A 24,067-nucleotide genomic window follows, 5' to 3' on the forward strand; every position below is an offset into this window, starting at 1 on the left:
TACATAACTGGTACCCTGAAAATGTTGATTCCAAAAGCTACAAGTAATGTTAAGCGTAAGGTACTAGGACTAGGATACAGAGTAACTGGCCAGTAAAAAATCAAGTACCACAATCCTATTGTGATACAGCTTAGAAAAGATTAAGCTAGCAATCGAAAATTCTATTGTAATGTGATTCATATCTGTAAACTGTAAAGGAGGTTTTAACAGATGTTATTCTTACACCGTGAAGATGGTCAAGGCTTGGTTGAATATGCATTGGTATTGGTCCTTGTGGCTGTTGTTGTAATCGCGATTCTGACCCTGCTCGGCCCGCAAATTGGTAATGTTTTTAGCCGCATCGTTAATGGTCTCAATGCCTAATTAGTGGCAATATTAATTTCAAGACATATTAGTTGTTTATTTTGAGACCTGAGCCCTATCTAAAAGATAGGGCTCACTTTTTTTCTGCTGTTCTTGTGACCTCCTGCATTTGCTATACTAGCTTACTAGCTTGCCCTATTGACATTGCTATGGATCATAGTATGATGGTCTAAATTCCCACTATGGGGCATAATATTATGTAGAGATACTAATCCCTTTTCCTCAACTGCAATAATTTCTTGGAGAGAAATCAAACACTGTAGCAAACTTAACAAAGTTCAATAGACAGACATTTTAAGACCCTTTGGATATATAATGGCAGGAAACATTCGCGTACTGATAGTAGATGACCTCCCTGAAACACGGGAAAACGTAAGAAAACTCCTTCAATTTGAATCTGACATAGAAGTCATTGGTCAAGCCGGTACAGGTGAAGAAGCTGTCCAGATGGCCAAAGAACATCAGCCTGACATCATCTTGATGGATATTAATATGCCAGGCATTGATGGCATTGGGGCAAGCCAGCAAATCACAGAATCGGTTCCAACAGTTCAAATAATTATCATGTCGGTGCAGAGTGATCCCAACTATCTGCGCCGAGCCATGATGGCTGGCGCGCGAGATTTTTTGACCAAGCCATTTGGTGGCGACGAGCTGGTTGCAGCAATTCGTCGGGTTCATGATAAGCGCCCAACTGTTAGTGCTGCTCCAGCACGCCAGCCTCGGCAAGTCAGCAATGTCCCAGATGAGCCTATGACTGCTCCTGAGGGAAATTTGATTGCTGTTTATAGCCCAAAAGGCGGTGCCGGTTGCACGACTGTTGCCATTAACCTTGCTGTTGCTTTAGCTCGTAGAGGTCGCAGAACAATTTTAGTTGATGGTAGCCTGCAATTTGGTGATGTCTCTGTCATGCTGAACATGAAAGCAGTGACAAGCATTGCGGATTTAAGTGACCGCGGCAATGAACTCGATCAGGATTTGATTAGTAGCGTTTCACAGGTGCACCGCAGCAACCTAAACGTTTTGTTAGCACCGCCTCGTCCTGAAATGGCTGATGTGGTTACCGAGCAAAATATCAAGCAATTGTTGGCAACCTTAAAGGAGTCTTTTGACTTCATCATCATAGACACAACCTCTTACTTAAGTGAAAAAACTTTAGCCATTCTGGATGTGTCGGACAGAATCGTGCTAATTGCTCAACAGAATTTATCAAGTCTGAAAAATGTGAGCCGATTCTTTGATTTAGCGGAGAGTTTAGAGTACGAGACCCACAAAGTATGGCTATTAATTAACAAAGCAAAAAGTAAGCAAGGAAAAGGTATTTCGGTTCATGATGTGGGCAAAGCCTTAAAGCGGCCGATTTTCGGTACCATTCCTGACGATGAAATAACTGTTAGCGACGCTTCAAATCGAGGCGTGCCGATGGTAATGGGTGAACACCAGAAGAAAGCAATTAGCTTGTCCCTTATTAAGGTTGCAGATCAAATTGCCAAAGAATTGATGGAAGGCAAAGTCCCAGTTGATAATGGTAAAGAAGAGCCTGAAAAACCAAGAGGTCTATTTGGGCGCCTTTTCGGCCGTCGTGAAAGAGCTGGAGGATAAACGTGTCTCTCTTAAAACGTATTGAAAGAAATCAAGAATCATCGACCCAGGCAGAACCTTCAAAATTGCAAGAGTTGAGGGTGAAACGTGCATCTCCAGCGGTAGGTTCTCGTGATGCTTATGTAGATTTAAAAAATCGTATTCAGCAGCGGCTTATTGCTGAACTTGATCCTAGCATGGACATCACGCAAACGGCCGAAGTGCGGATGACAATTCAGGAAATGTTTGAATCAATGCTTGCAGAAGAAAGTATTGTTCTTACACGGAATGAAAAGCGTCGCCTATTTGAAGCAATTGTCGCAGAAATATTGGGTTTTGGTCCGTTGGAGCAATTTTTGCATATGGATGGCGTTACCGAAATTATGGTAAACGGACCCAAGAATGTGTACATTGAGCGTGGCGGGAAGATTCAACGCGTTAATGTAACTTTTGAAGATAACGATCATTTATTGCGCATTATTGATCGCATTGTTGCCCCTTTAGGACGTCGCATTGATGAAGGCTCGCCAATGGTGGATGCACGCTTGCCAGATGGCTCTCGTGTCAATGCCGTTATTCCTCCAATCTCCTTGAATGGTGCTTCCCTAACCATTCGGATTTTCTCCAAGATTCCTTTTACGGTTGAAAATATTATTGAGTTTGGCAGTATCACCGTTGAGGCTGTTGAATTCCTGAAAGCATGTGTCATTTCCAAGCTCAATGTCATGATTTCAGGTGGTACCGGTTCTGGAAAAACCACCTTGCTAAACATTCTTTCAGGCTTTATTCCAGATGAAGAGCGCATTGTAACGATTGAAAATGCAGCGGAATTGCAGCTACGGCAGGATCATGTCGTGACTTTGGAATCTCGGAATGCAAATGTTGAGGGTCGTGGGGCAGTTACAATTCAGGATTTGGTAATCAACTCCTTGCGTATGCGCCCAGATCGTATCATCGTTGGTGAGGTTCGTGGCGGTGAGGCATTAGACATGCTTCAGGCCATGAATACTGGTCATGATGGCAGCTTGGCGACAGGCCATGCCAATAGCCCGAGAGATATGTTATCTCGTCTGGAAACGATGGTTCTGATGGCCGGGATGGATTTGCCGCATCGGGCTATCCGTGAGCAGATTGCTTCAGCAATTCATTTGGTTGTGCATCAGGATCGTATGCGGGATGGTTCTCGAAAGGTTACTTCCATTAGTGAAATTCAGGGCATGGAAGGTGATGTGATTACAACATCCGAAATCTTCCGCTTTGAGCAAACAAATATCGAAAATGGTAAGGTAATTGGCCGGCTACGCCCAACAGGCTTACGGCCGAAATTTATGTGGAAGATACAGGAAGCTGGTATTATGCTACCGCCTTCAATCTTTGGTATTGGTAGCCGTCGTCGTTAACAGGAACTGTAGGATCGATTTCAGAGGAGCGTGTTTATGTCTCCATTGATAATTATTGGTGGTGCTTTTGCTTTGCTATTGATGCTGGGCGCGGGCATTGCAATTGTGGTTACGGGCAATCAAAGTGGCGTTGATGAGCGTTTGGAGCAGTTTGTTGGCACCACAACGGTTGTTGATCTGCCAGAAAGTGATGATGATGTTGCCGATGGGCCAGACGTTGCTGATCGACTTGATAAGGCGTTATCTGGACGCAACTTCTTTGAACCCCTTCGAGAACGTATATCCAGGGCAGACGCAAAATTGCGCGTCAGTGAATATATGATCCTGGTGGTCGTTTCAGGCGTCGTCGCAGGCATTGTGGGTTATTTTTTGCCGCAGCAAAATTCCTGGTTTATTGGCATTATTGCTGCACTGTTGGGTCTTCGGATTCCCCGCTTTTATGTTCAATTATTGGCCAAACGGCGTATGCAGGCCTTTGATGCCCAGCTAAGCGATACGTTAAACCTTTGGGTGAACGCTCTGCGGTCTGGCTATAGCGTTTTGCAAGCGATGGAGGCAATAGCTACAGAGTTGCCACCGCCAGTATCAGTCGAGTTTGAGCGGGTTGTGCAGGAAGTCCGGCTGGGCTTGAGCGTGGAACAGTCATTGGCAAATATGTACCGGCGGGTGCCCAGTGAAGATTTAGATTTGGTTATTACGGCCGTAAATATTCAGCGTGAGGTTGGTGGTAACTTGGCCGAGGTGCTGGATACCATTAGCTTTACCATCCGTGAGCGTGTGCGAATCAAAGGTGAGATTCGCACGCTAACTGCTCAGGGGCGCGTATCTGGCTGGATCATTAGCTTGCTGCCCATTGTTTTGGGATTCATTCTCTTCTTGATTAACCCCGAATATGTATCGGAACTGTGGGTTCGTGAGGATCCGTGGATTTTCCCACAGGTTATCCCTTGTGGCTGGGTAGTGATCGCTTTTAGTGCCATGATGATTGGTGGCGGTGCTTACGCTATTAGTAGAATTGTTGATATTGAGGTTTAACTGCATTTGTTGGATAGCTGGAGGACATTGAAATTATGTCACCATTAATGTTACTAATTATTGTGGTCATTGCCGTATTGTTAATGGCAGGCAGTGTGCTGCTTTTGCGCCGCTCAGAAGATGATCCTTTGACGGTGCGAATTGATGAATTTGCTGCCCGGGAAGAGATTGTTTCCATTGAAGAGATTGAGCTTTCTTTGCCATTTACCGATCGCGTTTTTGTTCCTCTGATCCGGCGAATTAGTGAGTTTTTGGTTCGGTATACGCCCCAACAAACATTGGAAAGCACAACGCGATTACTGGAATTAGCTGGCAATCCAAGAAATATGCGCGCGGCTGACTTTATTGTGATCCGTGGCGTGTTTACCGTGATGCTGGCAGCGTTGGTCTTTTTAATGATGACCCGCATTGGTAATGCGGAGCTTAATAGACGCCTTTTGTATACACTGGGGGCTGCGGTTTTGGGTTGGTTTTTGCCTTGGATGTTGCTGCGTTCTATGGTAGATCGCCGTAAAGAGGCTATCATCAAAAAGTTGCCAGATGCCTTAGATTTGATGACGATTTGTGTGGATGCCGGGTTAACGTTTAATGCTGCCATGCAAAAGGTCGATGAAAAATGGGATGACCCTCTGGCGAATGAATTTGGCCGGGTGATTCATGAAATGCAACTTGGTAAATCGCGTCGCCAATCGTTGCGAGACATGGCTGACCGCATGGATGTGCCGGATGTGACGAGCTTTATTGCGGCCGTTTTGCAAGCAGATCAACTGGGTGTGGGTATTGGTAAAATCTTGCGTATCCAATCGGAGCAGATGCGTGTGCGGCGGCGGCAGCGCGCCGAAGAAAAAGCGCAGCAAGCCCCGGTGAAGATGCTGTTCCCAATGGTTTTCCTCATCTTCCCGTCGATCTTTGTTGTTTTATTGGGACCAGCCGGTTTCCAGGTATTGCGTAACGATTCTTTAAGTGGCATTACCGGATAATTGTTCTTATTGACCTTCAAATGAAGGTGTAGCTAACTGGTTGATTAACAATCTTAAAAAAGGTCAAGCAGTCGTTGACTGAAAAGACTCATCTGCCAGCCTTGACCTGGCGTAATCGTGCTAGAGGGTTGGCAGATTCCCTCCTCAATTTTGTTTTCCCGCCTGTCTGTGGTGCTTGCAAAAAAGCAGGTGCCTTATTGTGTGAAGCGTGTCACGCCCAACTACAGTGGGTGCATTCGCCGCTTTGTAATCGGTGCGGCCGTCCCACTTCTCGCGCTACCGATTGCTGTGCTGTGTGCCAGGAACGGCCGTTACCCCTCAACCAAATTCGTGCGGCCGTCCTTTTTGCCCATCCCGTCTCCAAATTAATACATAATTTGAAATACAATGGGGCCTTTGGTTTATCTAAACCGTTGGCACAGCTAATGAGTGATGCTTGGGCAGAATGGCGGATGCCAATAGACTTGGTGCTGCCCATACCGCTTCATGTCGAGCGAGAACGTAAAAGAGGATATAATCAGTCGACCTTGCTGATGCACGACTTTTGCCGATTTGTTGGTTTGCCTTATTCAGAAGATGGTTTGCAAAGAACCCGTTTTACGACGCCGCAAGTCGGTTTAACGGCCGTTCAACGGCTGGAAAATGTACAGGATGCCTTTGCTACCCAGGTCGATGTTGTTGGTAAACATATTTTGCTCATCGACGATGTCTGTACTACCGGAGCGACAATGGCGTCTGCCGCCACTGCCCTGCTAAACAACGGGGCCAAGTCGGTATCCGGTTATTGTGTAGCTCGTGCAATTTAGCATGGCTTCACAAGAGATTATTCACTTTAGTTATCACACTATTTCTCATATGATAGAAATGTAACAACCTCTAAACAAAGGGAGATTAGACAATGGAACTATCAGTTAACGGCCGTAACATGGAAGTCACCACAAGATTACGCAACTACGTAGAGAAGAAAACAGGAAAACTTGATAGATATATGCCCAATCTGGCCGAAATACACGTTGACCTTTCTGAAACCAACGCCCGCAACGTGGTAGAACGGCAAGTCGCTCAGATAACCATTCGAGACAACCGAGGCACCATATTGCGCGCAGAAGAGCGCAGTAACGATATGTTTGCTTCTGTAGATGCGGTAGTAGATAAACTGTATCGTCAGATTAGTCGCTATCGTGGTAAGCGGCGGCGTAAATGGCGTGGCAACGGGAATAACGAGGAATTGATTGTTGGCGATCCGCTTCCGTTTGAAGAAGAAACGGCGGATTCCGACGAGCCATCCATTGTGCGAACCAAGCGGTTTACGATGCGCCCCATGTCTGCCGATGAGGCGGTAGACCAAATTGAGCTGCTAGGCCACGATTTCTTTGTATTCTTCAATGCAGACGAGCAGGCCGTGAACGTGCTGTACAGGCGGCGGGATAATAATTACGGTTTGCTGCAGCCAGACATGGATTAAGTGATTACATTTAATTTGCCCGGAAACATTGTTTTCGGGCAGATTCTTTTCCCCTAAATTTCCAATGACAACACCCCACATATTAGTCGTTTGTACTGCCAATATTTGCCGATCCCCTGTGGCAGAGGTGCTGCTGCGCAATAAATTGAACGCGACGAACCCCAATGGCTGGATTGTTTCCTCTGCCGGTACGTGGGCAGCAAAAGGGAATACGGCCGCACAGCACAGCATTGCCCTCATGACAGAGCGTCAGTTGGATATTTTGCACCACCGTTCCCAGCCGGTTAAGGAACGGTTGATGCGGCAAGTAGATTTGGTTTTGTGTATGGAAACTGACCATGTGCGCACGCTGAAGCGGGCTTATCCTGGTCATGCAGACAAAATTTACACCTTGCGGCAAATGATCATGAAGCGGGGGAGCGTTAAAGACCCGTATGGTGGCTCTCGCAAACAATATGAGCGCATGGTAGCTGAGGTAGAAGAGTTAATTGAAAAAGGACTACCGCGTATTCAAGCATTGGCGCGCGAAAACTTCTTGAAAAGAGGCAAGGATGGATAGAGCGGAACTGGTTACCTATTTGGACGATTATCTGCACATTGGCGAGATTGCCGATTACGGGCCGCAAGGGTTGCAGGTAGAAACGGCCAATACAGAAGTGCAGCGCATTGCGCTTGCCGTTGACGTGTCGCCGAGGATTATTGAAACGGCCGTTTCCTACCAAGCAGACATGCTTTTGGTGCATCATGGTGTTTTGTGGCGGCAAGTCGAGCGGATTGCTGGCCCATTAGGCGAGCGCGTGCGACAAATGATGGCACATGGCCTGAACCTGTACGCCGCCCATCTACCTTTAGATGCCCATCCAGAGGTAGGCAACAATGCCGTCCTGGCCAAAATGATTGGCGTTACTGACGTGGAGTGGTGGTGTTCCCCCACAAACATACCCATTGCAGTGGTGGGCAATGTGCCCACCCAGCCAAGCCTGAACGAGTTGGTCGAGCAAGTGAACAGTCGGCTAAATACCAATGCCTATGTGCTGGCACATGGCCCAGCGAAGGTGCAACGGCTGGCGGTTCTTTCTGGCTTTGGTGCAGACAAGGTGGCTGAGGCCCAAGCGTTGGGTGCCGATACTTTCTTGACGGGCGAAACATCCCATGCCAACTATTGGGCGGCTGCTGATTTTGGGATAAACGTAATTTTTGCCGGGCATTACGCCACAGAAACCGTGGGCGTACAGGCCTTGGGTGCCCATCTCACCGAAAAATTTGGCATAGAAACGCGCTTTTTTGATTTTCCCACAAAAATGTAAATGGTTGATGGTGGTTAATGGCTAGTGCTTGAAGGACTAGAACCTAGCCACAAGCCACTAACAGCTAACCACTTTTCCCAAAAACAAGGAGAGTTTTGTGACTGACAAAGCAATTGCTTGGATTGATGATGAAATTGCTGCGCTGAAATCTGCGGGCTTGTTTAACCGTATTCGCACCATTGAGTCGCCGATGGATGGGCATGTAACCATTGACGGCCGTTCCTTGCTTAACTTTTGTGCCAATAACTATTTAGGTTTGGCGAATCATCCCCGATTGCGAACGGCCGTTCAACAGGCCGTTGAAAAATATGGGGTAGGGCCAGGCGCGGTGCGCACCATTGCTGGAACCATGTCGCTGCATATTGAGCTAGAGCAGAAGCTGGCCGCTTTCAAGGGGGCAGAGGCCTGCATCACGCTGCAAAGCGGCTTCACGGCCAATTTAGCGACCATTCCCGCCCTTGTGGGGCGCGGCGACGTCATTTTTTCGGATGAACTGAACCACGCCAGTATTATTGATGGCTCGCGGCTCAGTCGGGCCAAAATTGTGCGCTACAACCACAACGATGTGGACGATTTACGCCAAAAGATTGCCGAGACAACCGAATACGGCCGTCGCCTCATTGTCACCGACGGCGTGTTTAGCATGGATGGCGACATTGCTCCGCTAGACAAAATATGTGAAGTGGCGGAAGAACACGACATTTTGCTGATGGTAGACGATGCTCATGGGGAAGGCGTGTTGGGCAACGGCGGACGCGGCATTGTAGATCATTTTGGTTTGCATGGCCGTGTAGATGTTGAAGTTGGCACCCTTAGCAAGGCATTTGGCGTGATGGGCGGTTTGGTAGCTGGTAAACAACCGATTATCGACTGGCTGCGGCAGCGGGGACGGCCGTTCCTCTTTTCCAGTGCCCTCACCGTGCCAGATACGGCCGCTTGCCTGGCCGCTGTGGAGCTACTTCAGGAATCTACGGAGTTAGTGGATCGCTTGTGGAGCAATGCTGCCCTCTTCAAAAAAGAGATGCAGAACATGGGCTTTGATACCGGCGTTACCCAAACGCCCATTGTGCCTGTCATGCTAGGGGAAGCGACGCTTGCTCAAAAATTCAGCCAGCGCTTGTTTGATGAAGGCGTGTTTGCCATGGCCATTGGCTTCCCCACCGTACCGCGCGGCAAAGCCCGCATTCGCGTGATGAATTCGGCTGCGCATAGTCATGATGATTTGGAACAAGCCTTGGATGTATTTAATCGGGTTGGCAAAGAGCTTGGGGTAATATAGTTAATAACTTGTCAGGTTCAGGCGCATCGGGCCTGACAGGTTTTTCTAAACGTTCATGCTGCGAATGCGAAGGGTTTGCAGAAACTTTTCCCGTAAGTCAGCGTACGTAAGCAGCTTTTGAAAGATGGAGGGGTATCGTGAGCCAATATCTTCCCCCTTGCAAGCCGAATCAGCTACCTGTACCAACCACTCATAATCCGTGGGAACAAGCGTGCTGCCGTAACCCTGTGCCTTTTCCAGAAGGTCTAAAAATAAATCTCCTGCTTCTGGCCACGCATTGAGTTGCTGCAGTTCATGCCGCAAGGTTTGAACCCCAATGTCGTTCCCAGGTTGGCCGTTGGGGGTTGTATTGAGGTTTATCTGCTCAGATTCAAATGGCTTGGCAATATGCCAAAATCCAGTCTCTGTAAAATGGCTCACCTGTTTTGGCTCCCGTTGCCCATATTGCCTGGGCAGTTTAAACATTTTCTAAACATTTTGGCTTCATTGATCGGACGTGTACTGCATACTATAGCAGAGAAGGGGTAGCCAAGGGCATAGGAATCCTGGGCTAAATACCCATTCGCTGAAAAAAGGTGCATTCGGATTAGCGAATGGGCTCCTTGGTTCTTAAACTTTGAATTTTTGACCAAGCTCAGGCACCGCTACGTTTTCAAATTGCTGTTCCTGTTGCAAAGCATCGGCGAGGGCCAACGAGGCTTCTTCTTCCCCATGAACGATGAAGGTGTGAAACGGCCGTTTCTTTAAATGCCCTGTCCATTCCAACAACTCCGCACGATCGGCGTGTGCACTCAGGCCATTAATGGTGGCGACCTCTGCTTTCAGCTCATACTCCTCACCAAAAATGCGAATCTTTGCCTTCTTTTCCACAATGCGCCGCCCAAGCGTATGGGGGGCTTGCCAGCCCACAATCAAAATGGTGTTGCGTGGGTCTTCCACATTGTTTTTCAGGTGGTGCAAAATGCGTCCCGCCTCTGCCATGCCGCTGGCACTGATGATCACAGCCGGTTCGCGTAAGAAGTTCAGCTCTTTAGATTCACTGGTAGAGCGTGTGTAGCGCATCATGTCAAACCCAAAGGGATCATTATGCCGATCCCCAGCCAAAAATTCATGGGTTTCCTCATCATACGCTTCCGGGTGCAAGCGGTAGATGCCAGTTGCGTCGATGGCTAGGGGACTGTCCACATAGATTGGTAAATTGGGCGAGATGTCACGCGCTTCTACAAGCTGGTGCAGGCGGTAAACCAACTCCTGGGTGCGCCCAACCGCAAAAGCAGGAACAATCAACTTGCCAGAACGCTTGCACGTTTTATTGACGATTTGCTCTAGCTTGTTTTTTGCTTCATCCAGTTCCGCATGGTACCGGTTGCCGTAGGTGCTTTCTATGAGCAGCACATCGGCTTCTTCCAAAAAGGTGGGGTCGCGCAAAATGGGGCGGTTGGGGCGACCAATATCGCCGCTAAACACCAGCCGGACATCACGCTTTTCTTCCTGGTCAACAATGTCCAGAGCTACAATGGCAGAGCCGAGAATATGCCCGGCGTCGTAAAAGGTGAGGTTAATGTTGGGGGTGAGTTTGTACGGCCGTTCATACCCAATGCCAATAAAGTGTTTCAGGCTCTCAACCGCGTCGCTTATGGTGTAGATGGGTTCCACTGGCGGTAAATTTTGCCGTTGCCGCTTCTTGTTCACATATTCAATATCGTATTGCTGGATTTTGGCACTGTCGCGCAGCATAATGGCGCACAAATCGCGCGTGGCGTATGTGCAAATAATGTCTCCCGTAAAGCCGCTTTTGACCAGATTAGGAATGTTGCCGCTGTGGTCGATATGGGCATGAGAAAGCACCAGCACATCAACTTCATTTGCGTTAAATGGCAGATTTTGGTTGCGGCTATAGCTTTCTTTGCGAGAACCCTGGTACAGACCGCAATCAAGCAAGATTTTGAGGCCGTTGACCTCTACCAAATGTTGTGAACCGGTAACGGTACGCACCGCGCCGTGAAACGTAATCTCCATCTTTTTCTCCTTTTGTTTGCCACAGAGGCCACAGAAGATTTAGAGAATTGGTTTATGTTCTGGGTAAATCTCTAATCTCGGTGGCTTTTTAGGTTTTACGCAGGACAGCTAGAATCGCTTTGCCATAAGTTTTGCAGCGCCACGCACCCACCTCATCTAGTTGGGCCAACTCGGCTTCTGTTTTTGGGTTGCGCAAGGCAATTGCCCACAGGGCATCTTTGCTGATGATGACATCAGACTCAACGCCGCGCTGGCTGGCAGTCTGTTTGCGCCAGGTGTGGAGCTTGTCGAATCGGTTTATGGCAGCGTCTGGCGGCCGCTCTGTGCGTTTGGGGAAGGGGGGATGCGGGGCATGCAGCCCGTTGGCGATGGTGTTGAGTATCTGACGGCCGTACCGCCGCGTTTGCCCAGCTGACATGCCATATACATCCCGCAGGGCAGGGATGCTAGACGGCAACGTTTGCGCCAATTCCAGCAAGGTTCGGTCGTTGAAAATCTTGAACAACGGCCGATTTTTGTCGCGCGCTTCCTTGTCCCGGTAAATTGCCAGGGCACGCAGCACGGCCTGCTGCTGTCGGGTTAAATCATAAGCCCCGCTGATCGACCAAAAGTCGTTGTCGGGATCAAAGGTATTGTCGCTTAGCTTCACATGGGTCTGCTCGGCGAACGTTTCGGAGGCTTCATCCAGCCGGCCTGCTGCTTGCAGCTCTTGGTCCAGGTGGTCACGTAGCTGTAACAGGTAGTGGGTGTCTAGCTGGGCATAGGTGCGTTGTTCAGGGGATAACGGCCGTCTGCACCAGTTCGATTTTTGATACCGCTTATCTAGCTTAATGTTGTAAACCGTTTCAATCATGCTAGCCAGGCCATACCGCTGGTAACCCAAAATGCGGGCTGCCCACATCGTATCGAACAGATTTTGGAGCTGCCAATCAAATTGCCGCTTTAGCAATATCAGATCATATTCCGCTGCGTGGAAGACCTTCTCGACCTGGGGATTTTGGATGATTTTACCCAGGCCAGATAAATTTGTGACGCTGAGCGGATCGACAATGTAATCTTGATGGGGGATGCTGATTTGGATGAGGCATACCTCTTCACGATAGGCGTGCATGCTGTTGGCTTCCAAATCAATAGCCAGGCGTGGCTCTGCTTGCAGTCGTTCTAAACAAGGTTGCCAATCGGGCTGCGTTGTAATGAGTTTATGTGGCGGTAAATTCACAAAAAGATGCTCCAGCTTGCGGTAGTGGTCAGGAAATTTGGACACTCATTATAGCAGTTTGGTCAAGTTCACGATTAAGAAAGAATAGTCTTTTCATACCATTCCCAAAATCGCTGCACCCCCTCTGCCACTGAAATTTGGGGGTTGTAATTTAGCAATTGGCGTGCTTTGCTGATGTCTGCCTGATTTTTTACAAAGTCTGCTGCCAGGCGCGGTTTGTGTACCACGTTGGCGGGCCGTCCACCCAATCTTTCTATCATCTGCACAAACTCTTTCAGCAGGGTGGGTTCGCCACGCCCCAGATTGATGATTTCATAACCAAGTGGCCTGTCTAGCGCAGCCATCACACCATCGGTAATGTCATCCACAAAGGTCCAGTCGCGGTACATTTGGCCGCCATCGTACAGAGGAATTTGTATGCCTTTAGCGACGCTTTCTGCCACCAGGTAGGCCATCATGTCGGGACGGCCGTTTGGCCCATAGACGGTGAAAAAGCGAACGGCCGTAAAATTCAGCCCGTACAGATGGTGATACGCATGGCCCAGCATCTCGGCAGCGCGTTTGGCAGATGCGTATGGCTGTAAGGGGCGGTCGCACGGGTCTGTTTCCACAAACGGAATTTGCGTGGTGTTGCCATACACGGAAGAGGTGGAGGCCATGACAAAATTTTGCACGCCGCCAACCGCGCGGGCTGCGTCCAGTAGATTTTGGGTACCGTTTAGGTTTACCTGCACGTATAAATCCGGGTGCAGCACCGCGTTGCGTACCCCTGCCATTGCTGCCAGATGGGCAACTGCATCAAATTTTTCGGTTTCAAACAGATCAAACATTGCCTGCCGCTGGCGTACATCTTGCTCTACCATGCGGAAGTTGGGGTAAGCTGTTAGCCTGGCTTCGTTGGCGCGCTTTTTGGCGGGGTCGTAATAATCATTGAAGTTGTCTAGCCCCATAACGGTATCGCCCCGTTTGGCTAACTTTTCGGCAAGATTGCTGCCGATGAATCCGGCTGCGCCGGTGACGAGTATTTTCATATTGGTTTTCAAGGGGATTGGAGACTGGTTGGTCTCTAATCTCTAAAATTGTGACGGCCGTACATCCTTCACCATGAGCTGCAAATTGCGCCGGCCGCGCCACTCGTTGACGCTGATGCCATACACCAGATCGATTGTTTGCGGCAAGTGGCTGGCCCACTCTCCCTGCCGGAAGGCAATCGCCCCAATTTCGCGGTAGCCGTTCATGCTGTCTGCGCTGAGGGTAAGCTGCAAATGGGCACCCTTTTGCCCGACGGCACGATGGTGAATTACCTCTACGCCTCGGCTCAAAAAGATGGGCTGGGGATTGGCTGCACCGGTTGGCTCTAACTGCTGAAAATGCTCAAACAGTGCCCAATCTACATCCTCCAGCGCAATTTCAGCGTCGATGGTGAGCGTGGGAATTAGCTCCACATCTTGCAGCTTGCGTTCCGCCACTTCAGCAATGCGATTGAGAAATTCAGGTAGATTGCCGTTGCGAACGGTAAACCCTGCTGCCTGGGCATGACCGCCGTGGCGCACCAGCAAGTCCGCTACCTCGTCCAGCGCGTCAGTGATGTGAAACTGATCGATCGAACGGCAAGACCCACGACTTTCTTCTTCCCCTTGCTCGATGACGATAGCCGGACGGTAATGCTTTTCCGCCAGACGGCTAGCCACCAGCCCCACGACGCCAGATTTGAATGACGTGTCGGCCGCGATGAGAATGGCACTGTCTGGCTCCACCATGCTTTCAGCCTTCTCGCTGAGTTCTGCGGTGAGTTTTTGTCGCTCGCGGTTTAGACCATCTAGCTGGCGGGCAAAGTAATCGGCCACTTCGGCTTCCTTGACGGCAAGAAGGCGGGCGGCGGCATAGGCACTATCCAAACGGCCCGCCGCGTTAATGCGCGGGCCAATACCAAAGGCGATGGATTCGGCCGTGAGGTTGCCGGGGGTGAGGCGTGCCGTGCGAGAAATGGCGGCGATGCCCGCACGCTTGGAGTTGTTGAGTGATTTTAGCCCGTCAATTACCAGTTTGCGGTTTTCTTTGAGCAGCGGAGCCAGATCAGCGACGGTGCCGATGGCTACGAGATCGAGCAAATCTGCTTCCTCAAAGTTGGCCTGGTCTGGGCGCGATTGTTTGAGGGCTTGGGCCAGTTTGAAGGCGATGCCTACGCCAGCGAGCATGTCGTCTGGGTAAGTTGAATCTGGGCGTTTGGGGTTGATAACGGCCGTTCCTGGCGGCATCTTTGGCCCCAAGCTGTGGTGGTCGGTAACAATCACATCCAGACCGAGCTGGTTGGCGTGTTCCACCTCAAACACAGAGCGAATGCCGCAATCGACAGTGATAACGAGGCTGACGCCTTTCTCTTTCAGCCAGGTGAGTGCCTCGGTATTGAGACCATATCCTTCATCGACGCGGTTGGGGATGTACGGCCGTACCAAATCATGCTCAATGCCAAAACTACGCAGGGCCTGCGTCAGCAGCACCGTGCTGGTAACGCCGTCGGCATCAAAATCGCCATAAACGGCAATCTGTTCTTCATTATCAATTGCTTGCTCGATTCGGGCGACTGCCTTGTCCATATCTGGCAGCAAAAATGGGTCTGTGGATTCCAGGTACCGCCCTTCTAAAAAGGCTTGGACATCGGCTGGCTCAATGATGCCTCGGTTGTACAAAACCTGGAGCATGACAGGATGGATATGGCCAAATTTTTCTTGAATGTGGTCCGGCACGCGGGGGGCAACTTGCCAGATGCTTTTACGCAATGTTGTGGGTCGGTTCATAGCTCCGAATGGTAACACGGAGCGGGGGGGCTTGCCAGTGGAGAGAGAGATTAGAGACTGGAGACTGGAGATTGATCAATCTCTAATCTCCAATCTCCAATTTACTTACTCAAGGGGCATTTCATCTGTGGAATCTGGATGTGACCAGAGGCCGTGAACGATGGTACCGTCGATACGGCCGTGTGTGTAGGTACCATGTCCGCGCAGCCAAATGCTCCCGGTTCCAGAGGCGTATAGGTCAATATCACGCCCGTGCAGAACCACCTTTACATGATCTGCATCTTCCAGGTGGAAGGAACCGTGGAAGCCAACCCATTTGACCCAGCCGTTGGGCAACTCAATTTTGCGCCCCACGCCCGTCACTTCTGGGGTGTCGGTTTGGCCACCGTCGTAATAGTAGAGGACACCATTGCCGTTGATATGCAGGCGGTCAATGTTCCCTTTTAGCCCGGCGGTGCCGCTGCCGTGAGCTTCTACCCAGCCTGTGCCTGTGGCGGTGTCGGCAGAAACGGCCGTTACTACAAACAAGCTACCCAGCAACATCATTACAATCCAAACTGACTTCTTTTTCAACAAACTTTGCAACATTTTCGTCTCCTTGTGGCGGCAAACGCTGGCTAACCTTGCGAACGCTTGCGATATGTTCTCGGCTTAGCCGAGAAGTTGTTGATGAGTGGGAGATTAACGGCCGTTTTGCAGGAAAATGTTGTTGGGGTGTAAAAAGTTTGTAAATCAAGATCAGTAAAATTGTTGACATTCGCAACTGTTTTCTGTATTGTTTCCCCACGATGAACGATTGGCTAAACATGATTTACGCACCTGCACCTACTAGCCCCGTTGCCAAGGCAGCGGGCGGCTGGCGTTTGTCACATAATCAGCACATCAATTTCCTCACCTAACCATCACCTGATTTGCAACTGTGAAAATGCTTTGCCCCGTGTCTGCCCGGCACGGGGCTTTTTTTGTGTCGGAGACTGGTGAATGGAATTTATTATTTGCCACAGAGAACACAGAGTTTTAAGAGAATTTCCTCTTTTTCCTCTGTGACCTCTGTGGCTGCCCTGAGGGGCTAAGGTTTTTTAAAAATGAGAATGAGTCGGTTGATGAATGAAACGCTGCGGGAGGCTCCGGCAGCGACAGAAGTGAAAGGACATGAGCTGCTGCTGCGGGCAGGGTTTGTGCGGCAGGTGGCGGCCGGTGTGTTTAGCTATTTGCATTTAGGGCAGCGCACGCTGCAAAAACTGGAAGCCATCATGCGGCAAGAGATGGACGCGCTCGGCGGGCAAGAGATTAAGATGCCGATTGTGCATCCGGCGGCACTGTGGCAAGCATCGGGGCGATGGTATGAGATTGATGCGGAACTGGGGCGGCTGGTAGATAGAAACGGCCGTTCCCTCACCCTGGCCCTCTCCCACGAAGAAACGCTGGCCGAGCTGGCCCGGCAGGAAATCCAGTCGTACCGGCAGCTGCCGCAGATGGCGTACCACATCCAAACCAAATGGCGCGACGACCCGCGGCCGCGCGCTGGGCTAATTCGCGGCCGCGAATTTACCATGCTAGATAGCTACAGCCTGGATGCAGACGACGCCGGGCTGGATGAACAGTATCAGGCGCACTTCGATGTGTACCTCCGCATTTTTGCCCGCGTGGGGCTGCCGGTGCTGGCAGTGGAGGCGGATGTAGGTATGATGGGCGGCACGCTGGCACACGAATTTATGTACCTGACGCCGATTGGGGAGGATACGCTGCTGCTGTGTGATGGTTGTGGCTATCAAGCCAATCGTCAGGTAGCAACTTTCCGTAAGCCAGAAAAAATTCGCGGCACGGAATCGGCTAACTTTATAGTTGAACTGGTTGATGGGGAAGAGACGGTTGAGCAGGTGGTAACGGCCGTTTTCCCGGCAGGCCATCTAGTAAACGAGACCAAACTCACACATCTGCTCAAGGCGCAGCGGCTGCGTCCGACCACCGGGCAAGGCAGTGGACTATGGGTTTTGGACGATGCCATTGATCCCAAAATGTGGGGTGCCAAGGTGGACAAAGTGGGCGACATTACCGCCGCGCAGGAAAGCGACGCCTGCGCCAACTGCGGCCAGCCGCTGCGCATGGTGCGGGCGGTGGAGGTGGCCAACATCTTCAAGCTGGGTACACGCTACAGCAGCACGATGGACGCTACCTTTGTGGATGAGCAGAACGAAGCGCGCCCAATTGTGATGGGCTGCTACGGCATAGGCGTGACGCGGCTGCTGGCTTGCCTGGCGGAGCATCATCAGGACGAGGCAGGGTTGGTTTGGCCAGCCGCCATCGCGCCGTACCAGGTGCATCTGTTGGCGCTGCGAGGTGGGGAGGATACGGCCGTTTCTCTCTACCAAAATCTGCAACAAGCAGGCATTGAGGTGTTGTTTGACGACCGAGATGTGCGGCCAGGGGTGAAGTTCAACGATGCAGACCTCATCGGGCTGCCGCTGCGCCTGACGGTGGGCCAACGGTCGCTGGCGGCTGGTGGCGTGGAGGTGAAGGAGAGAGCTGGTGGTGAAACGGCCGTTATTCCTCTGGACGATCTCCTCAAACACGTGACCAAGCGGCTGGCCGAACAATAGATTTTTATCCGCAGATTGACACAGATTAGCGCAGATTTTTGATGCGACAAAACCAATCTGCGTTAATCTGCGAAATCTGCGGATTATTTCATAAGAGTAGAGCGGCTTCGACGGCAAGCTGGAAGAGTCGGGCGCGGGTGGAGCTTTCTTTTTGCCAGTTACGATTGTCCCACTCATCCCCAGTCAAATCGTCGCCGCCGTAGAGCAGTTGCCCAAACCGCACCGCGCGAAACTGTGCGATGGCAAAAAAGGCAGCAGATTCCATCTCGACCACATGGCATCCTTCCTCACGACGACGGGCAATGCGCGTGGGCGTTTCTCGGTAGACGGCATCGGTCGTCCACGTTTTGCCCACAACGTACGGAACGTGATGTTTTTGCAACGCTTGCTCAATGGCTTGCACTGCGTCTGGGTGGGCGGCAACTTCCCGGCTCGGAGGCAGGTAGTGGTAGGAGGTGCCTTCATCCCGAACGGCCGTTGCCGGGACCACCACATGCCCCAGCCCAAGCTCGCTATCCAGCACGCCGCAGCCGCCGCAGGCAATAAAGTCGCGGCAGCCTAGAGCGATTAGCTCTTCCAAAAATGCACCCGCCAGCGGTGCGCCCACGCCGGGGTGCAGCACGGCAATCCGCTCGCCCTCAACTTTCATCTCGTACACTGGGTTTTTGCCGATTTCTGAACCAAGCTGATAGATGATCTGGAGACGGCCGTCTTCATGCATCTGCTTCAGCACGTCCTGAAAAAAGCAGAGAACACAGCGCCGGGGAATATCAATTGGCTTCAGCACTGCCTGTGGATCAATAAAGGCACTGTTGTCAGGGTCAAATTCAAGGATTGGGTAAGGTTTCTGGTTCATGATCAATTCTCTGTGGCTTATATTTTTCGTAAACGATCAGACTTTTGAAGTCTCTACGCCTGGAAATTACTGTGATTGAAGTCAAAAACTTCAAAAGTCTCTATGCAGACTGGCCGGTTACTGTTTTCTACGGATTGGGCATGAGCTTGAGGCTGCGACGGCCGTTTATCAACAAAATTCCGCTGCCGATAAACACCATGCCCAGCATCATCCATACCGTTATCGTCTCATTAAGCCACAGCACGCCAGTGATGGCCGCCACCACAGGGATGACATAGCTGGTTAATGAAAAAGCGGTGGCACCAAACCGCTTGGTGACGTGGAAAGCAAGGATTTGGGCCGAGAATGCCCCTATCAACGTTGCGTAAACCAACGAGAACCAGCCGCTGCTGGTCACCTGAGACAAATCGAAGCCCCGCAAAAGCACAGCAATGGGCATGACTGTTAAACCGGCGATTGTAAGGCGAACGGCCGTTACGTCAAACGCACTGAACTGCTGCATTTGTCGTCGAATCAAAATCGTCCCTGCCGTCTCAAACAGCATGGCCGAGATGACTAACGCGTAACCAATCGGGCTACCCTGGGCAATATCGGGTAGCCCGCTTTCGCCGCGTAGCACAATCAGGGCAGCACCACCCAAAGCCAGAAACACGCCCAGCAGCTTGCGCAGATTCATTTGTTCATCGGGCAGAAAAAAGTGGGCAGCAATCGTAATGTATGCAGGTGCGGTTGTAATGAGCAACGCTGTGATGCCGCTGGATTGGTAGGTAAGCGAACTGACGATTGCCGTCATCGGAATGGCCGTGCTGACGATGCCAAGAAAGGTAGCATAAAGCCACAGCCTGCGGTCGGTGGGCAATTTGCGGCGGCTGGAGAAGGTGTAAACTGCGACAAAAGCCAGGCTGGCCAGCAGCAGCCGCACGCCCACAAATACCACCGGATCGAATTGTCCCACGCCAACGCGCATGACGACGAGATTCGTCCCCCACAAAAAGCCCAGCAGACCCACGTAGGGAAATGCTTTCGTATGCATAAGCGTGGAATGATAACGGGTTAGAGGGGATTTGTCAGGGGGAGATTATTTGGCTCAGGATTTACGCAGTGAAGACTACAAAAGTCCTACTCTCTCTGGAATTAGCACCACTAGGCCCAAGACTTTTGTAGTCTGGTTAGAGCAAATGTGTAAGTCTTATTGGTTGTTTTTTTTAGAGAAATAGCTGCGAACTTTTTGTAAGAATGATTGGGGTGCTTTGCTCGCATCGCGGCGGAATCGTTTCTCCCACCAGCCAGAGCCACCGCCGGAAACGGGTTCCCAACCATCTTGCCGCAGCTTGTTCATCAGGTCCTGGTGGACATTTACATGGGCGGCATTGCCTGAATCTGGCACGCCTTCGGCTATGCGACCAAAAGGAATTTCATTGGATTTACCAGCCGCGTAACGGCCGTTTACACCCTTTGCCTCTGCTTCAAACCACAACAAACCATAGTTCAAACCGGCATGTTCGCTGCCGCCCACATTGTGGTACGTTCTAAAAACGATGGTGCAATAATCCCATTTACTTGGTTCCATTGGCACTGCCTTTTATTGATAGTGATGCTCTATGTTCTACACCGCATCTTAGATACCTACCTTCAAGCTGTCAATACACTGTACAAGGATTTTTACTTGCTTACCCTGACAATTGACGTGCTGTGCATCTGCATTGGCGTTCGCAGAAATTAGTCACAATCAGTGAAAAAGATAAGAGGCTGGAGATTCCCCAGCCTCTTACTGTTTATGGCTGTGCAAAAAGGTTTCGCATCTGCAAACTGGTTGTTTTAGGGCATCATTAAGACAGGTTCGATGTGTTCCATGGCCCAGTCGATCTCTTCTTTGCTGATGACCAGTGGCGGAGCAAAGCGGATGACGTTTTCGTGCGTTTCTTTGCACAAAATGCCGCGTTCTTGCAGTGTCTCGCAGAAGCGACGCGAGCGCGTGTGCAGTTCCACACCAATGAACAACCCTTTGCCGCGCACTTCTTTGATGTGGTCACTTTCTACACGCTGCAAGCGGCCTTTGAAATATTCGCCTAGCTCACGAGAACGTTCCACCAGATCGCCGTCCACCAATGCGTTAAGTGCGGCACGCCCAACGGCTGCTCCCAATGGATTTCCGCCAAACGTGCTGCCGTGGTCGCCGGGATGGAACAAGCCCAACACGTTGCGGTCGCTTAACACAGCAGAAACCGGGTAAAAGCCGCCGCTTAGCGCCTTGCCGACGATGGTGACATCTGGCTTCACCCCCTCATGATCACAGGCAAACAGTTTGCCCGTACGGCCGAATCCCGTTTGAATCTCATCTGCCACAAAAAGTACATTGTGTCGCTGGCAAATGTCGTATGCTTCTTTGATGAACCCTGCCGGTGGGATGATGACACCCCCTTCACCCTGGATAGGCTCGAAGAGAAAGCCAACGGTGTTGGGTGTAATGGCCGCTTCAAGGGCAGCCGCATCACCGTAAGGAATCATCACAAAGCCGGGGGCAAAGGGGCCAAAATTATGTTTGTAGCTCTCTTCGCTGGAGAAGCCAATAATGGTGGTGGTACGGCCGTGGAAGTTGCCTTCGCAAACGATAATTTCTGCCTGGTTGGCGGGCACATTTTTGGTTTCGTAGCCCCACTTACGTACGGCTTTAACGGCCGTTTCTACTGCTTCGGCCCCGGTGTTCATAGGCAATGCCATTTCGTAGTTGGTTAGATCGCACAGCTCTTTGAGGAACGGCCCCATCTGGTCGTTGCGAAACGCGCGTGAGGTGAGGGTGACTTTATGCATTTGTTCGGTGGCTGCGGCCAAAATGCCAGGATGGCAATGGCCCTGGTTTACAGCCGAATATGCTGCCAGGCAATCCAGATACTTTTTGCCATCTACATCATACACCCAGACGCCATCTGCCTTTTCAATCACCACGTCCAGTGGATGATAGTTGTGGGCACCGTAGGTTTCATCCAATTCAATAAAGCGTTGACTTTTCATATTACATACTCCTTGCCAATGGGTATTGGGAATTTAATGTTGCATTTTGAGGTGACTGTCACTTCATTAACTGTTTAATGATGTGAGATAGAGTCCCAAGTGACTGTCACCTGACCAGGTTCCAGTTTTATAAAAAAAAGCCTGATCAAATCGGACAATATCCGGTCATCAGGCTTTGCTCAAACGACGAGAAGTACGCCGTTATCTTTTCACAAAAACTATGTTGTTTTTCAAGCCTCATTATAGAGAGGGAAATGGTTTCTGTCTATGGGGAAAAAGTTGTAGGATGAGATAAAACGGAGTGTGTACTTCGCCTTGAGCCTAAAAAAGTCTTCTATTTAGATGTAACATGTATACTTCTAACAGAAATTGCCGACCATTCCTGAGGAGGATCATATTGGAAAGGGTTTCCAATCCAGATTTGATTAGGGCGTCTGCTCGCGGTAAAAAGAGCTAAATCCTGATTATCTACACTGATTAGTGCAGTGTCGTCATCTAAGTATTGCAATTTAAAAATGTGTTCTTCAGTGGATGTGATTCCTTGTCCAAGGAAATAATAACTCCTTGAAAGATTTTCGTAATCCCAAGTTTCAACTCGGATGCCGTCAGAAGAATCTTGCCAAATTGAAACCAGAGTATTAGCGTGAGATGGTGTAGCATTAGTTTGGCAACAAATAGCTATACTAATTCCAGAGCCATAATGGGTAACTTTGTCATATCGAAATTGAACCGATAACTCGAATTCACCAGACTCTGGGAATGGATTTGAACCAGATAGCAGAAATGGAAACTCAGATCCAAAAAGTTGTTTGAGCTGTATACCGCCAAAATTTAAGTGATTGATCTCTCCACCGTTTTCAAACGAGAGCCAACTCTGTAATTCTGGTCTAAGAAACTTCTCTTCAAAAAAAGACCCGTTTAGTGTAATTGGGGTGGGCGACTGCTGCCTGATGGCGAGAGGATTGTTAATTAGGGCGACCACAATAGCAATAACTCCACCTCCACCAAACAGCGGAACTAGAATGTACCTAAGCCACCATTTTGCTCCAGATTCCTCAGGCTTTGCTGACAAGTTACCCTCGCATGGAATGAACTGTATAGAGAGAAGTTACACAAATTTTACTTTATTTTATTGCCTAAAAGTAAGATAAGTCAAGTTTCTTGAGGATCTAAATAGAGTCCGATTAAAAACTGTGTATAGCTCGAGCTTGATTTCACTTGAGTAGGTTGGTGATGCGTAGAAAAAAAAGATACGTTGTTGACGTGGCTATTTTATTGGGCATACGCCCATCCGCCTTGATGGGATTGTTATAAAGTCTCATGCTAGCTTTATTTAACGAATACGGCCGTACAAATCCCCCAGGACCGTCTGCCCCGCGTCAGATTGCAGCCAGGCCAAAAAAGCACGCAGTTCGCCAGTTGGTTCAGCCTCCGTGGCGGCCAGGAAGTAGAGCGGGGTGGTGAGTGGGTATGTTTGGTCACGGGTGCTGCTTTGCGTGGCGGAACGGCCGTCTACCATCACAATCTTTACCCCCGAATGTTGAGTGGCACTGCCCATGCTGCTAAACCCAACGGCAGCGGGATTGTTAGCAACGGCTGTTAGCATGGCCTCATTACCCGCTTGCAGCAGCACGTTGGGGCTGATGCGCTGCTCTGCCATCACACGCTGGCGCAGCAAGATGCCCAAGCCAGACCCCGGCTCGCGGCTCAACAAGACAATCGCTTCATCACGCCCGCCAACCGCCTGCCAGTTTGTAAGACGGCCGTTGAAGATAGCCTGCACCTCAGCGCGGGTGAGCGTATTGACTGGATTATCTGGATGGGTAACAATGGCGACACCATCCAACGCAACCGGGTTGAAGTAACGGCCGTTTCCCTCAGGAATATGATGCACCAAAACGGCGTCAAGCAGGCCATTGGCTAAATCAGCGAGCAGGGCCGAATGGTTGCCCACCACAAATTGTAGCGTCACCTGCGGATTTTCTGGCGCGTAGCTTGCTTCCAGTAGGGGAATGATGGGTTCAGCACTGCTGACAACGCCAATTTGTAGCAATGCGGTTGTTGGCAGTGCTGGCGGGGGCGTCCGTGATGCAGGTTGGGTAGCGCAGGCAGCAATGATGATCAGCAAGATCAGCCAAAGTAGTTGTTTCATT

23 protein-coding genes are annotated in these 24,067 nt (G+C 50.2%); 11 read left to right on the forward strand and 12 right to left on the reverse strand.

Annotated elements, in window-relative coordinates:
- Positions 1–210 precede the first annotated feature (210 nt).
- The 10 genes from ACOQPU_RS20890 (at position 211) to ACOQPU_RS20935 (ending at position 9,410) form a co-directional block, all read left to right on the forward strand.
- Entirely contained in the window at positions 211–363 is a 153-nt protein-coding gene (locus tag ACOQPU_RS20890) for a pilus assembly protein (protein ID WP_420641770.1), read from the forward strand.
- A gap of 315 nt (positions 364–678) precedes the next feature.
- Entirely contained in the window at positions 679–1,965 is a 1,287-nt protein-coding gene (locus ACOQPU_RS20895; protein ID WP_420641771.1) for a response regulator, read from the forward strand.
- Positions 1,966–1,967: 2 nt separating this feature from the next.
- Positions 1,968–3,344 carry a CpaF family protein gene (locus ACOQPU_RS20900; RefSeq protein WP_420641772.1) on the forward strand — a complete coding sequence of 459 codons (1,377 nt, stop codon included), beginning with the start codon at positions 1,968–1,970 and terminating at the stop codon, positions 3,342–3,344.
- Between the two features lie 36 nt (positions 3,345–3,380).
- Positions 3,381–4,379, forward strand: coding sequence for a type II secretion system F family protein (locus ACOQPU_RS20905; RefSeq protein ID WP_420641773.1), 999 nt, complete (start codon positions 3,381–3,383; stop codon positions 4,377–4,379).
- A 35-nt stretch (positions 4,380–4,414) separates the two neighbouring features.
- Complete coding sequence (locus ACOQPU_RS20910) at positions 4,415–5,359, forward strand: type II secretion system F family protein (protein WP_420641774.1); 945 nt, start codon at positions 4,415–4,417, stop codon at positions 5,357–5,359.
- 74 nt (positions 5,360–5,433) lie between these two features.
- Positions 5,434–6,165, forward strand: coding sequence for a ComF family protein (locus ACOQPU_RS20915; RefSeq protein ID WP_420641775.1), 732 nt, complete (start codon positions 5,434–5,436; stop codon positions 6,163–6,165).
- Positions 6,166–6,257: 92 nt separating this feature from the next.
- Positions 6,258–6,824, forward strand: coding sequence for a ribosome hibernation-promoting factor, HPF/YfiA family (gene hpf / locus ACOQPU_RS20920; RefSeq protein WP_420641776.1), 567 nt, complete (start codon positions 6,258–6,260; stop codon positions 6,822–6,824).
- A gap of 64 nt (positions 6,825–6,888) precedes the next feature.
- The gene (locus ACOQPU_RS20925) at positions 6,889–7,383 is read left to right on the forward strand and encodes a hypothetical protein (protein WP_420641777.1); all 495 of its coding nucleotides are present in this window, start codon (positions 6,889–6,891) and stop codon (positions 7,381–7,383) included.
- A complete protein-coding gene (locus ACOQPU_RS20930; RefSeq protein WP_420641778.1) occupies positions 7,376–8,131 on the forward strand; it encodes a Nif3-like dinuclear metal center hexameric protein in 756 nt (251 codons plus the stop codon). The genes ACOQPU_RS20925 and ACOQPU_RS20930 overlap by 8 nt, the downstream gene beginning before the upstream one ends.
- A gap of 97 nt (positions 8,132–8,228) precedes the next feature.
- Positions 8,229–9,410, forward strand: coding sequence for a glycine C-acetyltransferase (locus tag ACOQPU_RS20935; RefSeq protein WP_420641779.1), 1,182 nt, complete (start codon positions 8,229–8,231; stop codon positions 9,408–9,410).
- Between the two features lie 45 nt (positions 9,411–9,455).
- Here ACOQPU_RS20935 and ACOQPU_RS20940 read toward each other — a convergent pair whose 3' ends face one another.
- From ACOQPU_RS20940 to ACOQPU_RS20965, 6 genes are all read right to left on the reverse strand, one after another.
- Positions 9,456–9,830 (reverse strand): hypothetical protein, encoded by a 375-nt coding sequence (locus tag ACOQPU_RS20940; RefSeq protein ID WP_420641780.1) that lies wholly within the window; start codon positions 9,828–9,830, stop codon positions 9,456–9,458.
- Positions 9,831–10,019: 189 nt separating this feature from the next.
- Entirely contained in the window at positions 10,020–11,429 is a 1,410-nt protein-coding gene (locus tag ACOQPU_RS20945; protein ID WP_420641781.1) for an MBL fold metallo-hydrolase RNA specificity domain-containing protein, read from the reverse strand.
- Positions 11,430–11,517: 88 nt separating this feature from the next.
- On the reverse strand, positions 11,518–12,648 hold the full coding sequence (locus tag ACOQPU_RS20950; RefSeq protein ID WP_420641782.1) for a ribonuclease D: 1,131 nt from the start codon (positions 12,646–12,648) through the stop codon (positions 11,518–11,520).
- A gap of 74 nt (positions 12,649–12,722) precedes the next feature.
- Positions 12,723–13,679, reverse strand: coding sequence for an SDR family NAD(P)-dependent oxidoreductase (locus tag ACOQPU_RS20955; RefSeq protein WP_420641783.1), 957 nt, complete (start codon positions 13,677–13,679; stop codon positions 12,723–12,725).
- 42 nt (positions 13,680–13,721) lie between these two features.
- On the reverse strand, positions 13,722–15,446 hold the full coding sequence (gene recJ / locus ACOQPU_RS20960) for a single-stranded-DNA-specific exonuclease RecJ (RefSeq protein WP_420641784.1): 1,725 nt from the start codon (positions 15,444–15,446) through the stop codon (positions 13,722–13,724).
- A 105-nt stretch (positions 15,447–15,551) separates the two neighbouring features.
- Positions 15,552–16,034: a hypothetical protein gene (locus tag ACOQPU_RS20965; protein WP_420641785.1), complete on the reverse strand. Its 483-nt coding sequence runs from the start codon at positions 16,032–16,034 to the stop codon at positions 15,552–15,554.
- Positions 16,035–16,549: 515 nt separating this feature from the next.
- Here ACOQPU_RS20965 and ACOQPU_RS20970 point away from each other — a divergent pair.
- Entirely contained in the window at positions 16,550–18,046 is a 1,497-nt protein-coding gene (locus tag ACOQPU_RS20970; protein WP_420641786.1) for an aminoacyl--tRNA ligase-related protein, read from the forward strand.
- A gap of 88 nt (positions 18,047–18,134) precedes the next feature.
- On the opposite strand, the gene ACOQPU_RS20975 is transcribed toward ACOQPU_RS20970, so the two are convergent.
- The 6 genes from ACOQPU_RS20975 to ACOQPU_RS21000 form a co-directional block, all read right to left on the reverse strand.
- On the reverse strand, positions 18,135–18,902 hold the full coding sequence (locus ACOQPU_RS20975) for a nucleoside phosphorylase (protein WP_420641787.1): 768 nt from the start codon (positions 18,900–18,902) through the stop codon (positions 18,135–18,137).
- A 127-nt stretch (positions 18,903–19,029) separates the two neighbouring features.
- Positions 19,030–19,935 carry a DMT family transporter gene (locus ACOQPU_RS20980; RefSeq protein WP_420641788.1) on the reverse strand — a complete coding sequence of 302 codons (906 nt, stop codon included), beginning with the start codon at positions 19,933–19,935 and terminating at the stop codon, positions 19,030–19,032.
- Positions 19,936–20,091: 156 nt separating this feature from the next.
- Positions 20,092–20,472: a hypothetical protein gene (locus ACOQPU_RS20985; protein ID WP_420641789.1), complete on the reverse strand. Its 381-nt coding sequence runs from the start codon at positions 20,470–20,472 to the stop codon at positions 20,092–20,094.
- A gap of 248 nt (positions 20,473–20,720) precedes the next feature.
- Complete coding sequence (gene rocD, locus ACOQPU_RS20990) at positions 20,721–21,914, reverse strand: ornithine--oxo-acid transaminase (RefSeq protein ID WP_420641790.1); 1,194 nt, start codon at positions 21,912–21,914, stop codon at positions 20,721–20,723.
- A gap of 334 nt (positions 21,915–22,248) precedes the next feature.
- A complete protein-coding gene (locus tag ACOQPU_RS20995) occupies positions 22,249–22,986 on the reverse strand; it encodes a hypothetical protein (protein WP_420641791.1) in 738 nt (245 codons plus the stop codon).
- A 261-nt stretch (positions 22,987–23,247) separates the two neighbouring features.
- Positions 23,248–24,066 carry a substrate-binding domain-containing protein gene (locus ACOQPU_RS21000; protein WP_420641792.1) on the reverse strand — a complete coding sequence of 273 codons (819 nt, stop codon included), beginning with the start codon at positions 24,064–24,066 and terminating at the stop codon, positions 23,248–23,250.
- Between the last annotated feature and the right edge of the window lies 1 nt (position 24,067).

The sequence above is a fragment of the Candidatus Leptofilum sp. genome (assembly GCF_965223285.1).
In the GTDB taxonomy this organism is placed as follows: Bacteria; Chloroflexota; Anaerolineae; order Promineifilales; family Promineifilaceae; genus Leptofilum.

What these genes read in the sequence shown, in the direction of transcription:
- rocD (WP_420641790.1), bottom strand. Translation starts at nt 21,914, where the DNA reads ATGAAAAGTCAACGCTTTATTGAATTGGATGAAACCTACGGTGCCCAC.
- ACOQPU_RS20905 (WP_420641773.1), top strand. Translation starts at nt 3,381, where the DNA reads ATGTCTCCATTGATAATTATTGGTGGTGCTTTTGCTTTGCTATTGATG.
- ACOQPU_RS20945 (WP_420641781.1), bottom strand. Translation starts at nt 11,429, where the DNA reads ATGGAGATTACGTTTCACGGCGCGGTGCGTACCGTTACCGGTTCACAA.
- ACOQPU_RS20955 (WP_420641783.1), bottom strand. Translation starts at nt 13,679, where the DNA reads ATGAAAATACTCGTCACCGGCGCAGCCGGATTCATCGGCAGCAATCTT.
- ACOQPU_RS20980 (WP_420641788.1), bottom strand. Translation starts at nt 19,935, where the DNA reads ATGCATACGAAAGCATTTCCCTACGTGGGTCTGCTGGGCTTTTTGTGG.
- ACOQPU_RS20925 (WP_420641777.1), top strand. Translation starts at nt 6,889, where the DNA reads ATGACAACACCCCACATATTAGTCGTTTGTACTGCCAATATTTGCCGA.
- ACOQPU_RS20985 (WP_420641789.1), bottom strand. Translation starts at nt 20,472, where the DNA reads ATGGAACCAAGTAAATGGGATTATTGCACCATCGTTTTTAGAACGTAC.
- ACOQPU_RS20895 (WP_420641771.1), top strand. Translation starts at nt 679, where the DNA reads ATGGCAGGAAACATTCGCGTACTGATAGTAGATGACCTCCCTGAAACA.
- ACOQPU_RS21000 (WP_420641792.1), bottom strand. Translation starts at nt 24,066, where the DNA reads ATGAAACAACTACTTTGGCTGATCTTGCTGATCATCATTGCTGCCTGC.
- ACOQPU_RS20975 (WP_420641787.1), bottom strand. Translation starts at nt 18,902, where the DNA reads ATGAACCAGAAACCTTACCCAATCCTTGAATTTGACCCTGACAACAGT.
- hpf (WP_420641776.1), top strand. Translation starts at nt 6,258, where the DNA reads ATGGAACTATCAGTTAACGGCCGTAACATGGAAGTCACCACAAGATTA.
- ACOQPU_RS20970 (WP_420641786.1), top strand. Translation starts at nt 16,550, where the DNA reads ATGAATGAAACGCTGCGGGAGGCTCCGGCAGCGACAGAAGTGAAAGGA.
- ACOQPU_RS20890 (WP_420641770.1), top strand. Translation starts at nt 211, where the DNA reads ATGTTATTCTTACACCGTGAAGATGGTCAAGGCTTGGTTGAATATGCA.
- ACOQPU_RS20965 (WP_420641785.1), bottom strand. Translation starts at nt 16,034, where the DNA reads ATGTTGCAAAGTTTGTTGAAAAAGAAGTCAGTTTGGATTGTAATGATG.
- ACOQPU_RS20910 (WP_420641774.1), top strand. Translation starts at nt 4,415, where the DNA reads ATGTCACCATTAATGTTACTAATTATTGTGGTCATTGCCGTATTGTTA.
- recJ (WP_420641784.1), bottom strand. Translation starts at nt 15,446, where the DNA reads ATGAACCGACCCACAACATTGCGTAAAAGCATCTGGCAAGTTGCCCCC.
- ACOQPU_RS20930 (WP_420641778.1), top strand. Translation starts at nt 7,376, where the DNA reads ATGGATAGAGCGGAACTGGTTACCTATTTGGACGATTATCTGCACATT.